We start from the raw sequence: 11,913 nt of genomic DNA, 5'->3' as shown, positions 1-11,913 counted from the left end.
ATCTCAAATCCATCTTCTCACTTTCGCTTTATACTCAAGATAATCTTGTCCAAATTTCGCTTCCAAGATAGCTTCTTCAGGCTCAATCTGTAACTTATTGATTAACAAGATAAAAACAGCTACCCAAAGAAAAGCCAAGGCATTGCCTAGCACCAGGGCCAAGCTAAGTAAATATAGGCTCAAACTCAAATACATAGGGTTGCGGCTCAAGCGATAAAGGCCTGTGGTGATTAAAGCCGTTGTTTGCTTGGGATTGAGTGGGTTAATGGTGGTTTTGGCCTTGAAAAAATGCCAAAGGCTCAGCATATCTAGGCCTATGGCAGCAATGATCAAGAAACTAGCTACAAGAAAAGGCGCTTCAAAGGTGCCGACAACTGGGCTGAAATAGATTAAAATCGCTGTGATCACAAACACCGCTGGCGGTGGAATTTTTAGCTTCATAGAACCTCTTATGCCTGAATTTTTACTCTCTTTTCCTGCCCTTTTTGCCTCGCAAGCGGGTCAATTATTGATGATGTTTGCAAGCAGCTTTTTAAGTGCTACCCTTATTCCTGCTAATTCTGAAATCATTTTTAGCACTCTGGCCAGCCCGCATTTGTTGCAAAAAAATTGGCAGGATCTAGCCTGGCTCTGGCTGGTGGCCTCCTTAGGCAATACCCTGGGCGGGATGACCACCTATTATGTGGGCCGGTTTTTCCCCAGCCCTCAAATAACCACACAAACCAAGCCTACTGTGCGCTGGAGTCTCAAGACCTTAAATCGCTACGGCAACTTGGCTCTCTTATTGAGCTGGGTGCCGCTGGTTGGCGATCTCTTATGCGGCCTAGCCGGCTGGCTGCGGCTCGATGCCAAAGCTGCCTTGGTGGCCATGTTTCTGGGCAAGGCAGGCCGTTATGCGGTTTTAGCCTATTCCCTGTCACTCTTTCTATAAGAAAAAATGCACCCGAAACCGAGTGCATTTGTGTTTATTGAGTAACTTTTTGGAGCTTATAATTGAGTGTGCTCTTGGCCACATTGCCGTTGGCATCGCAAACTTCGACATAGGTATCATTAACTTGAAGTTTGAGATTGCCTGCATTTTCATCAAGTGAAATCACATTTTCCTTGTTCTTGTCCCAGCTAAAGGAGCCTGTGTCGGTAAAGGGTTCTTGTTTTTTATTTTTAAAATAAACCGTGTTGTAAACATAGGTATTGTCTGGGTTTAAAATCAATTCCGCCTGAATTTTTTCACAATCAGCACAAGGCAAGACGCCCTTGAAGGTGCCTGAAACGGTTTTTTGCGGAGCGAGCGAAGAACAGGCGCCAAGCAGGGCGGCGAGCGCGATCAATGCGATTTTTTTCATATCATCTTCCTCTTGTTAGTGATGAAAAACTGGGATTAACCTTAAACACAAGGGCGTGAATATGCGGAAAATCCTGCGAAATCAGGTTGAGTAAAACCTGTTCTTGTAAGAGAAATCCTTGCTTAACGGTGCCATTTTGCACCTCAAAGACCAGTTGATTATCAACTAAATTTGCAATGCGGTAAAGCCCACGATAGTTTTGGGGCAGGTTTTGTGCGATTTTTTGAGCAATTTCATTGAGTTGATTAGCTTTTTCGACCACACGGGACAGGCTTGAGTTCTGTAAAACCTCTACAATATTTTGTGTTTGTCGATTTTTCATAAGGCCCTCTTGAATTTCCTGGTTTTGCCCACATAATTTCGCAATTCTAACCAATTTAACGTATAATCGACACAGATTTCTTTTCACTGACTATTATGAGCCTATTCCGTCACTTACACAAATCTGCTTTTTGGTCGCAATTCGTCCTAGGGATGGTTGCGATTTTTGCCTTGCCTCAAGCGCTGGCAACGGCAGAGCGGGAGCAGACGGTTATTAATCAGTCGGTGGAATGCCAGCAAGAAGCTGTTCAGTTTAACGAAATTGAACAGCAACTTTTCCTCAGTCAGCAGCAAGAGATTGCGGTTGATGTTCTTCCTCAAGCGGTTGAATTTTGCAAATTTTCTGCAAATTTGCCCCGCTTGTATCGTTTTGTAAGTCACCCCATTCGGGCTGGGCCAGTGGTTTAATTGTATCTATGATGGCGCCAGCGTCTTCGCTGGTGCCTTGGTATCAGCACCAGCCTGGAGGCTGGCGCTATCAATCATTCATTCAATAACCTAAATTACTGGAATAATAAAAATTATGCTTACAAAAATCATCACTGCCATTTTCGGCTCAAGCAACGACCGCACCCTGAAAGTGTTAAGAAAGCAGGTCGCCAAGATCAATAAATTAGAACCTGAATTTGAAGCCTTATCAGACCAGCAGCTCCAGGCCAAAACGGCCGAATTTAAACAGCGTTTGGCCGATGGTGCGACCTTAGACAGCCTCCTACCAGAAGCTTTTGCCACCGTGCGTGAGGCCAGCAAGCGTGTGCTGGGTATGCGTCCTTTTGATGTTCAGCTTATCGGCGGTATGGTGCTGACCAACCGCAACATTGCTGAGATGAGAACGGGTGAGGGTAAAACCCTCACTGCAACCCTGCCTTGCTACCTCAACGCCCTAACTGGCAAGGGGGTACATGTGGTTACCGTCAATGACTATCTGGCCCGCCGAGATGCCGAAACCAACCGCCCACTGTTTGAGTTCTTAGGGCTCAGCGTGGCTGTCAATGTGCCAGGCCTGCCGCCTGAGGTTAAACGTGCTGCCTATGCCGCCGACATTACCTACGCCACCAACAGCGAACTAGGCTTTGACTACCTGCGTGATAACCTAGCTCACAGCAAGGAAGAACGCTTCCAACGCCCGCTCCACTATGCCTTGGTCGATGAGGTGGACTCTATCTTAATTGACGAAGCCCGTACTCCACTGATTATTTCAGGCCCAGCCGAAGATGCCACTCAAATCTATCAGGCCATTGATCAGGTTATTCCACACCTTGTTTTCCAAGAAAAAGAGGACACCGAGGAATACACGGGTGAGGGCGACTTTACGCTTGATCTGAAAAACAAACAGGCCCACTTAACCGAGCGTGGCCAGGTCAAGGTGGAAGATCTGCTCACCCAGATGGGCCTAATGCAGGAACATGAAAGCCTCTATTCGCCAGCCCGTATTGGTCTTTTACACCACGTTTATGCCGCCCTGCGTGCCCATAAGCTCTTTGAGAAGGACGTGGACTACATCGTTAAAGATGGCGAAGTAGTGATTATTGACGAACACACTGGCCGTACCATGGCGGGCCGCCGCTGGTCAGACGGCCTGCACCAGGCCATTGAAGCCAAGGAGCGGGTCAATATTCAGGGCGAAAACCAAACGGTAGCGTCTATTACCTACCAAAACTACTTCCGCCTCTATGAAAAATTGGCGGGAATGACCGGGACGGCCGACACCGAAGCCTTTGAGTTCCAACAAATTTATGGCCTCAATACCGTCGTTATCCCAACCAACCGCCCGATGATCCGTGACGACCGCACCGACCTCATGTTCAAGAGTGAGCCTGAAAAGTTTCAGGCCATTATCAAGGACATTCAGGAGGCCGTGGGCCGCAATCAGCCGGTCTTGGTCGGTACCATTTCGGTGGAAAAATCGGAAATGTTGTCTGAAGCCCTCAACAAGGCAGGGATTAAACACAACGTCCTCAATGCTAAATTCCACGCCCAAGAGGCCGAAATTGTGGCCAATGCCGGCTACCCGGGTGCGGTTACCGTGGCTACCAATATGGCCGGCCGGGGAACCGATATTGTTTTAGGTGGTAACTGGAAGGCGGAAGTAGCCAAGCTGGAAAATCCAACCGAAGAGCAAATCGAAGCCATCAAGGCCGAATGGCAAAAACGCCACGACATCGTGATGGAGGCTGGCGGCTTACATATTATCGGTACCGAACGCCACGAATCCCGTCGGATCGACAACCAGCTCCGTGGCCGTTCAGGCCGTCAGGGCGACCCAGGTTCGTCCCGCTTCTACCTCTCCTTAGACGATGGGCTTATGCGGATCTACCTCAACGAGGGCAAGCTCAATATGATGCGTAAGGCCTTTACCGAGGAAGGCGAGGCCATGGAGTCCAAGATGTTGGCCAAGGTCATTGCCTCTGCCCAAGCCAAGGTGGAAGCCCACAACTTTGACGGCCGTAAGCAGTTGCTCCAATACGATGACGTAGCCAATGAACAACGTAAGGCCATTTACGAGCAGCGTAACTACTTATTGGAAACCGATGATATTTCCACCATGATCGAAACCATCCGTGAGGATGTCTTCAACAACGTTATCAGCCAGTACATTCCGCCACAATCCATCGAAGAAATGTGGGATGTGCCAGGCCTTGAGGCCCGCCTCAAACAAGATTTCGCCATGGACTTGCCGATTGTTCACTGGTTGGAAGAAGAAAAAGATCTGCACGAAGAAAGCCTGCGTGAGCGTATCCTCAACATTGCCAGAACCGCTTACGCTGAAAAAGAAGCCGTTGTGGGCAGCGAGATGATGCGTAACTTTGAAAAAGGCATGATGTTGCAGAATCTAGACGAGCTTTGGAAAGAGCATTTATCTTCCATGGATTACCTGCGTAAGGGCATCCACCTGCGGGGCTATGCCCAAAAGGATCCGAAGCAGGAGTACAAGAAAGAGTCTTTCGAGATGTTCACCGCCATGCTGGATGAGCTTAAATCTCGAGTTATCAGCATTCTCAGCCGCATTCAAGTTCGCAGCCAAGAAGAAGTGGAGCAGGCCGAACGTGAACGCCAGGCCGCCGCTGAGCAAGAAGCGACAGGCTATGAAAATGTGGATGAAAATGTCCAAAAGGCCGATGAGGACTTTGCCAATGCGAAGGTCTCCCGCAACGACCCTTGCCCATGTGGATCAGGCAAGAAGTTTAAGCACTGCCATGGTAATAAGGCCAGATATTCATAGCCAACAAGCGGGCGGAATTTGCAAGTTTTTTGCAAAAATCCACCGCTTGTATCTTCATTGATAGCGCCAGCCTCCAGGCTGGTGCTGATTACTCGAATATAAAAGCACCAGCCTGGAGGCTGGCGCTATCATTTTTAGATGTAAAAAATTTTGATATTGAGAAAAAGATGATTTCACCAACCTACAACCAACACTTCCCCCCGCTCAGCCCAGAAGAACTGGCGGCAAACGCCCAGAAAAAGGTTATCTGCGGTATGTCTGGCGGGGTGGATTCCTCCGTGTCGGCTTTTATCCTCCAACAACAGGGCTACCAAGTTGAAGGCCTCTTTATGAAAAACTGGGAAGAAGATGACGACACCGACTACTGCACAGCAGCCGCCGACCTGGCTGATGCCCAAGCGGTCTGTGACAAGCTAGGCATTAAGCTACATAAGATCAACTTTGCGGCTGAATACTGGGACAATGTCTTTGAGCATTTTCTAAGCGAATACAAGGCAGGCCGCACACCAAATCCTGATATTCTTTGTAATAAGGAAATCAAGTTTAAGGCCTTTTTGGAATATGCCGCTGAAGATTTAGGGGCAGATTATATCGCCACAGGCCACTATGTTCGCCGCTCGGGTGACGATCAAAATGCCCAGCTCCTAAGGGGCTTGGACAGCAATAAGGATCAGAGCTACTTCCTCTATACCCTCAGCCACAAGCAGGTGGGCCAAAGCCTCTTCCCAGTAGGCGGAATTGAAAAGCCTATTGTACGAGCCATTGCCGATGATTTGGGGCTAGCGACCGCCAAGAAAAAGGATTCGACTGGCATTTGCTTTATTGGCGAACGCAAGTTTAAGGACTTCCTGGCCCGCTTCTTGCCAGCTCAGCCAGGCGATATTCGCACCGTAGAGGGCGAGGTGATTGGCCGCCATGATGGCCTTATGTACCACACCCTGGGCCAACGCAAGGGCCTGGGTATTGGCGGTGTCAAAGGCATGGGCGAAAACGCCTGGTATGTGGTGGAAAAGGATTTAGTCAAAAATGAGCTGATCGTCGCCCAGGGCCACGACCACACAGCCTTGCTCTCCACAGGCTTAATCGCCAAACAGTTGCACTGGGTGAACAGGCAGCCCATTCGTGAAAACCTCCGCTGCACGGTCAAAACCCGCTACCGCCAAACCGATGTGGCCTGTGAGGTTCAGCCTATCGATGATGAAACCATTAAGGTGGTGTTTGATGAGCCACAAATTGCGGTAACGCCTGGCCAGTCTGCTGTTTTCTATTTAGGTGAAGTTTGCTTAGGCGGTGGGGTGATTGAGGAGCAGCTTAAGTAAAGAAATGCTAGCGCCAGCCTCCAGGCTGGTGCTGATAAGGCCTTGATAGATAAGGCACCAGCCTGGAGGCTGGCGCCATCACGATTTGCAAAAAATGGCCTTTTTTAACCCGCTTGCAGCGGGAGAACTTCATCCCCCACCCGAATTATCCCGCTATTTTCTGGCACCAAATGAATACCAAACACGGGCTTGCCCTTCTCATTACTATGCTCCTCTTTAAGGGTGCGGAAGGGTTCAGCTTTAGGGTCTAGCTCAAAGGTTTCAAGGCTGCGGGTAATCATAATGCAGCGGGTACAGAGCTGGCTGACGGTGAAATCCACCTGGCCAATCCGCACACGTTGCCAGCCTTCTTCTTCAAAGGCCTGCTGGCCATCCATCACCACATTGGCCCGAAATTGGCCCATTTCAACTGGCACAGGCGACCAGGCCTGGACTTGTTTAAGCGAGGCTTCAGAGACTAACAAGAGCGGGTTGCTGTCGGCAAAGCTCATAGGGTGGGGCTCGAAATGGGTGACCACACGCTGGCTCTTTTGGCCCAGCCAACGCAGCTGCACTTCTCGCTTAAAAATCCCGCTTAACCATTGATTAACGGCCTCATGGGCAACCAATGAATCAAAATGCGTCCCCCAAACCTCCGAATCTTGGCTTTGGCTGAAGTCTTGATAAAGGGCTACACAACGCTCGCCCTCATCGTGTTGAATGACCAGGCCGGTGGAAATCGGAAGGGCGGAAAGGCGGTAGAGTTCCATGTCCTTACGGGCGCTGATGAATTTGCCATCGGGTTCGGTGATCATAAATTCACGGTCGAAGTTGAGGCCTTGGGGCTGAACAAAGGCTTGTTGCACCTCATAGGCACGAGTGGATTTGATAGGAAAAAGGTTGAGTTGGGTTACTTGCATAGGGCCTCCAAAGAAATTTGGCTCAAGATACCTGAAAAGATCCACATTTGCAAAATTCTCAAGTAAAATGACCGCTTGTTTAACCCAAGAGGCGAAGAGCATGGCCAAGAAACCCACACCTGATTTTGAGACAACCCTAAAAGAATTAGAAAGCATTGTCACCCACCTTGAGGCTGGCGATCTGCCTCTGGAGGAGGCCTTGAGCGAGTTTGAAGCAGCCATCAAGCTGGTTCAACAGGGCCAAGAACGCCTGCAAAAGGCCGAGCAGCGTATTCAAATTCTCTTGGCCAAGAACCAACAAGCAGAACTGGTGGACTACGAATAATGCAATACACACTTTCAAGCGATTTGGCTGCCCTGCAAACACGGGTCAATGACTTCTTAGCCCAAAAATTGGAGGGCTATGTCCATCACGGTTCGCCCCTGATTGAGGCCATGTCCTATGCTGTGCTTTTAGGCGGCAAACGGGTTCGGCCCTTTTTGATTTATGCCACCGGCCGAATGTTAGGCGTGGACTTGGCACATTTGGATCACAGCGCCGCCGCCATGGAGGCCATTCATGCCTATTCCCTTGTGCATGACGACCTGCCGGCCATGGACGATGACAAGCTCCGCCGTGGCCAGCCAACCTGCCACATAGCCTTTGATGAAGCCACGGCCATTTTAGCGGGCGACAGCCTCCAGAGCTTTGCCTTTGAACTTTTGGCCAGCGATCCACATTTAAGTGACCAACAAAAGGTCACCCAAGTCGGCCTCTTGGCTAAGGCCGCAGGGGCAAGGGGCATGTGTATCGGCCAAAGTTTGGATCTTCTTGCTGAAGACAAGGCCGTTTCTTTGGCAGAGCTGGAGCTAATTCACCGCAACAAAACAGGCGCCTTGATTGAGGCTTCCATCCTCATGGGCTTTAATCTGTCTGCCCACGCCAAGAGCGAACAAATCCAAGAGGCCCTAAGCCAATATGCCCGAGCCATTGGTCTGGCCTTCCAGGTGCAGGACGATATTTTAGATGTGGTGGGCGAAAGCGAGAAAATCGGCAAAACCGTGGGGGCGGACGAAGCCCTGCATAAGAGCACCTATCCTAAATTATTAGGCCTAGAGGGTGCCAAACAAAAGGCAGAAGACCTCTATCAAACTGCCCTAAAAGCCTTAGACAGCCTGCCTTTTGAGACACTTGCTCTAAGAGAGCTGGCCAAGTTTATTGTCAGTCGTGAAAGTTAGCGTATCTTAGTCAAGCAAAAGGGGAAAGACCAAGTGGTTCTTTCCCCTTTGTTTTTGCAAAAAAGCGCTCAAATTAGAGGGCTTGTTGCACGAAAGCCGCCAGTTGGGCTTTTGGCAGGGCGCCAACTTGTTGGGCAACCACTTCGCCGTTTTTGAAAAGCAGTAAGAATGGAATGCTACGCACGCCAAATTGCATTGGGGCTTGTTGGTTTTCATCCACATTCATTTTGACGATTTTAACCTTGTCGCCAAACTCGGCTGCCAATTCATCCAATACTGGGCCGATGGCACGGCAAGGGCCACACCATGGTGCCCAAAAGTCTAATAAAACGGGTACATCTGATTTTAAAACATCTTGCTCAAATGTTGCATCTGTTGTGTGAACGACGTTGCTCATATAAGGTCCTTATTGAAATAAAAAAGAAAACGCCAGTGGCGTCGCTTGGGCATCAATATAGGGATTCTCCACAAAAATTCAAGTGTTTTTGCCAATTACAGTAATCACTCCCCGTTTGCGCCTCACTAAAATTTGCAAAAAATTGCCAAAATCAGACCACTTGTTGGCCCAAGCGGGGAGCAGCTATGGTATCATACAGCCCAATTTTAACTTGAAATAGCGAAAGATGATTAAGTTTACCAATGTGAATAAGGCCTATATGGGGGGGAAACCCGCCTTGCAGGGCATCAGCTTCCATTTACCCGTGGGCAGCATGGCCTACCTGACAGGCCATTCAGGGGCAGGCAAAAGCACCTTGTTAAAACTGATTATGGGCATTGAACGGGCCAATGGCGGCGAGATCCTCTTTAATGGGCATAACATCACCCGCCTGTCAGAACGGGAGTTGCCCTTCCTGCGCCGCCAAATTGGCATGGTTCACCAGGATTACCGCCTCCTAAATGACCGCACGGTCTTGGACAATGTGGCCCTGCCTCTCATCATTATGGGCGTGAGCCAGCACATTGTCGAGCGGGAAGCCCGCCTGGCCCTTGAACGAGTCGGCCTGCAACATAAGGCCAATTATCATCCGCTGCATCTTTCAGGCGGGGAGCAGCAAAGGGTGGATATTGCCCGAGCCATTGTGCATCGCCCCCAACTCCTTTTGGCTGACGAACCAACTGGCAACCTGGATGACAAGCTTTCTTTTGAAATTTTCCGCCTCTTTGAAGAATTTAATCAGGCTGGCACCACCGTGCTGATTGCCACCCACGACACCAATATTATTGCCCAGCGACCAAAACCTTGTTTGGTGCTAGAAGAAGGGCATTTAAAGCACTAAGGAACTGCAATGAGTCGTCGTTTTAATACCCAATTTGGTGCCCAAACCCGCTATATTTTGCGTTCGGTTTGGCAAGATCTTTGGTTGCGTAAATTCGCCACCCTTATGACGGTTTTAGTGATTGCCGTGTCCTTGGCCATTCCAACCGTCAGCTATCTCTTATGGAAAAACACCAGCAAGGCGGCTTCCGAGTTCTATCCAGAACCTGAATTAACTGTCTATCTGCATAAGAACCTGTCTGAAAAAGAAGCCGATCTTTTGGTGGAGAAAATTCGTCAGTTTGAGCCTGAAAAATTGGAGCTGAAAAACTACATTTCCCGCCAGCAAAGCCTGGATGAGTTTAAAACCTGGGCGGGTTTTGGCGAGGCCTTGGACATTTTAGAGGACAACCCCCTGCCAGCCGTGGCAGTCCTTCGGCCTAAAAAGGGCTTTACGGGCAATGAAACCATCTTGAGCCTGCGTAATGGCTTACAGGCCATTAAGGGAGTGCAAGAGGTCCGTTTGGACAATGGCTGGATTGAAAAACTCTCAGCTCTCACTCAACTCATCGGCCGCATTGCCTTGATTTGTACCCTCTTGATGTTTATTGCGGTCTTTTTAGTGATTGGCAACAGCGTGCGTTCGGATGTGTCCAACCGCAAGGCTTCCATTGAGGTTATGCAACTTTTGGGGGCAACCGATCACTTTATCGCCCGCCCTTTCCTTTATACGGGTATGGTTTACGGCTTCCTAGGTAGCCTGATAGCCATCTTGCTCAGTGCCTTGGTGATGGGCTATTTTTCCAATGTGCTTAAATATGTGACTGATATGTTTGTGGTCCAGTTTGAGTTTAATGGCCTAGGGGTAAGTGAAATCTTATTGCTCTGTGTGATTTGTATTTTTATTGGCTGGCTCTCGGCTAAGATTGCAACCAATCGTTATATTCAGAAGATTGGGTCTAAGTATTAAGTCGAAAAAAAACCTCATACACAGTATGAGGTTTTTTTGTTGGCTTATTCGCCTGTGAAAGGTTCATCAAAGCGTTCGATTCGGGCGCCAATCTTGCGTAGTTTTTCTTCAATGTGTTCATAGCCACGGTCGATGTGGTAGATTCTGTCCACAATGGTTTCGCCGTTGGCGATACAGCCTGCAAGCACTAGGCTGATAGAAGCACGCAGGTCGGTTGCCATCACTTCTGCACCTGAAAGACGCTCAACACCCTGACAGATGGCTGTGTTGCCTTCGATTTCGGCTTTTGCTCCCATGCGGATAAGCTCTGGAATGTGCATAAAGCGATTTTCAAAGATGGTTTCGGTGATTTTGCTAGTCCCTTCTGCTACGGCATTAAGCAGAGTAAACTGGGCCTGCATATCGGTTGGGAAACCTGGGTGTGGCATGGTGCGGATATTAACCGCTCTTGGACGGAAGCCGAAAGAGTCAAGCGTGATAGAGTCTTCGCTCACATCCACCTGCATTCCTGATTCACGCAGTTTTTCAATCACCGCATCAAGGGTATCGGCCTTGGTGCCACGGCAGGTAATGCGTCCGCCTGAAATGGCCGCAGCAACGAGGAAAGTCCCTGTTTCAATACGATCTGGAACGATATGGTGCTGGCAGCCGCCTAAACGCTCAACGCCTTCAATGGTAATGGTATCTGAGCCAGCTCCGTGGATTTGAGCGCCTAATTTGTTGAGGAAGAGGGCGGTATCGACCACTTCTGGTTCACGGGCTGCGTTTTCAATGACGGTTGTGCCCTTGGCAAGCGTTGCAGCCATCATTACTGATAGGGTTGCGCCTACGCTGACCTTATCCATCAGAATACGTGCACCCTTGAGGCGGTTGCTGACTTCTGCTTTTACATAGCCTTCATCAAGGGTGATGTGAGCACCCATTTTTTCCAGGCCTGCAATGTGCATATCCACAGGGCGGGCGCCGATGGTGCAGCCACCTGGCAGGGAAACTTGGCCTTGTTTGAAGCGGGCTAAGAGTGGTGCTAAGGCCCAAATGGAAGCCCGCATGGTTTTAACCAGTTCATAAGGGGCAACATAGTGATCAATGCCGCTGGCATCTAAATGCACCACGCTGTCTGCATCACGCTCAACCACCACACCTAATTGACGCAGGATCTTAAAGGTCGTATCCACATCTTTAAGGGCAGGTACATTGGTTAAGGTGACAGGCTCGGTGGCAAGAATGGCTGCAAAAAGAATCGGCAGGGCGGCGTTTTTTGCCCCTGAAATTTGAACTTCACCGCTTAATCTGAAAGGTCCGTGAACACGAAATTTTTCCATTGTAATTCCTTAGAAGGCTTGATTATTCAGAAATTGGGCGAAA

14 protein-coding genes are annotated in these 11,913 nt (G+C 49.3%); 8 read left to right on the top strand and 6 right to left on the bottom strand.

Annotated elements, in window-relative coordinates; all coding sequences use genetic code 11:
• Positions 1 to 3: 3 nt before the first annotated feature.
• A complete protein-coding gene (locus A4G20_09585) occupies positions 4 to 441 on the bottom strand; it encodes a hypothetical protein (GenBank protein QIW16569.1) in 438 nt (145 codons plus the stop codon).
• A 10-nt stretch (positions 442 to 451) separates the two neighbouring features.
• Between A4G20_09585 and A4G20_09580 the strand changes: the two genes are divergently transcribed.
• Positions 452 to 931, top strand: coding sequence for a hypothetical protein (locus tag A4G20_09580; protein QIW16568.1), 480 nt, complete (start codon positions 452 to 454; stop codon positions 929 to 931).
• A gap of 34 nt (positions 932 to 965) precedes the next feature.
• On the opposite strand, the gene A4G20_09575 is transcribed toward A4G20_09580, so the two are convergent.
• Both A4G20_09575 and A4G20_09570 read right to left on the bottom strand, forming a co-directional pair.
• Positions 966 to 1,343, bottom strand: coding sequence for a hypothetical protein (locus A4G20_09575; protein ID QIW16567.1), 378 nt, complete (start codon positions 1,341 to 1,343; stop codon positions 966 to 968).
• A gap of 1 nt (position 1,344) precedes the next feature.
• Entirely contained in the window at positions 1,345 to 1,665 is a 321-nt protein-coding gene (locus tag A4G20_09570; protein QIW16566.1) for a hypothetical protein, read from the bottom strand.
• A gap of 95 nt (positions 1,666 to 1,760) precedes the next feature.
• Here A4G20_09570 and A4G20_09565 point away from each other — a divergent pair, with 95 nt between their 5' ends.
• The 3 genes from A4G20_09565 (at position 1,761) to A4G20_09555 (ending at position 6,206) form a co-directional block, all read left to right on the top strand.
• Positions 1,761 to 2,072, top strand: coding sequence for a hypothetical protein (locus A4G20_09565; protein QIW16565.1), 312 nt, complete (start codon positions 1,761 to 1,763; stop codon positions 2,070 to 2,072).
• Positions 2,073 to 2,187: 115 nt separating this feature from the next.
• Entirely contained in the window at positions 2,188 to 4,887 is a 2,700-nt protein-coding gene (locus A4G20_09560; GenBank protein ID QIW16564.1) for a preprotein translocase subunit SecA, read from the top strand.
• 167 nt (positions 4,888 to 5,054) lie between these two features.
• Complete coding sequence (locus tag A4G20_09555) at positions 5,055 to 6,206, top strand: tRNA 2-thiouridine(34) synthase MnmA (GenBank protein ID QIW16894.1); 1,152 nt, start codon at positions 5,055 to 5,057, stop codon at positions 6,204 to 6,206.
• 104 nt (positions 6,207 to 6,310) lie between these two features.
• Here A4G20_09555 and A4G20_09550 read toward each other — a convergent pair whose 3' ends face one another.
• Positions 6,311 to 7,105, bottom strand: coding sequence for a Fe-S protein (locus A4G20_09550; GenBank protein ID QIW16893.1), 795 nt, complete (start codon positions 7,103 to 7,105; stop codon positions 6,311 to 6,313).
• Positions 7,106 to 7,205: 100 nt separating this feature from the next.
• On the opposite strand from A4G20_09550, the gene A4G20_09545 reads away from it, so the two are divergent.
• Positions 7,206 to 7,430: an exodeoxyribonuclease VII small subunit gene (locus A4G20_09545; protein QIW16563.1), complete on the top strand. Its 225-nt coding sequence runs from the start codon at positions 7,206 to 7,208 to the stop codon at positions 7,428 to 7,430.
• A complete protein-coding gene (locus tag A4G20_09540) occupies positions 7,430 to 8,323 on the top strand; it encodes a geranyl transferase (GenBank protein ID QIW16562.1) in 894 nt (297 codons plus the stop codon). The genes A4G20_09545 and A4G20_09540 overlap by 1 nt, the downstream gene beginning before the upstream one ends.
• 73 nt (positions 8,324 to 8,396) lie before the next feature.
• Here the strand turns inward: A4G20_09540 and A4G20_09535 are convergent, their stop codons facing one another.
• Positions 8,397 to 8,720 (bottom strand): thioredoxin, encoded by a 324-nt coding sequence (locus A4G20_09535; protein ID QIW16561.1) that lies wholly within the window; start codon positions 8,718 to 8,720, stop codon positions 8,397 to 8,399.
• 226 nt (positions 8,721 to 8,946) lie between these two features.
• Here A4G20_09535 and A4G20_09530 point away from each other — a divergent pair, with 226 nt between their 5' ends.
• Both A4G20_09530 and A4G20_09525 read left to right on the top strand, forming a co-directional pair.
• Positions 8,947 to 9,600, top strand: a complete 654-nt coding sequence (locus tag A4G20_09530; protein ID QIW16560.1) for a cell division ATP-binding protein FtsE — start codon at positions 8,947 to 8,949, stop codon at positions 9,598 to 9,600.
• Between the two features lie 9 nt (positions 9,601 to 9,609).
• Positions 9,610 to 10,548: a cell division protein FtsX gene (locus A4G20_09525; GenBank protein QIW16559.1), complete on the top strand. Its 939-nt coding sequence runs from the start codon at positions 9,610 to 9,612 to the stop codon at positions 10,546 to 10,548.
• A 44-nt stretch (positions 10,549 to 10,592) separates the two neighbouring features.
• On the opposite strand, the gene A4G20_09520 is transcribed toward A4G20_09525, so the two are convergent.
• The gene (locus A4G20_09520) at positions 10,593 to 11,870 is read right to left on the bottom strand and encodes a UDP-N-acetylglucosamine 1-carboxyvinyltransferase (GenBank protein QIW16558.1); all 1,278 of its coding nucleotides are present in this window, start codon (positions 11,868 to 11,870) and stop codon (positions 10,593 to 10,595) included.
• Between the last annotated feature and the right edge of the window lie 43 nt (positions 11,871 to 11,913).

It is taken from the genome of Pasteurellaceae bacterium RH1A (assembly GCA_012221805.1).
In the GTDB taxonomy this organism is placed as follows: Bacteria; Pseudomonadota; Gammaproteobacteria; order Enterobacterales; family Pasteurellaceae; genus RH1A.
This window is presented reverse-complemented; position numbering and strand designations above follow the sequence as displayed.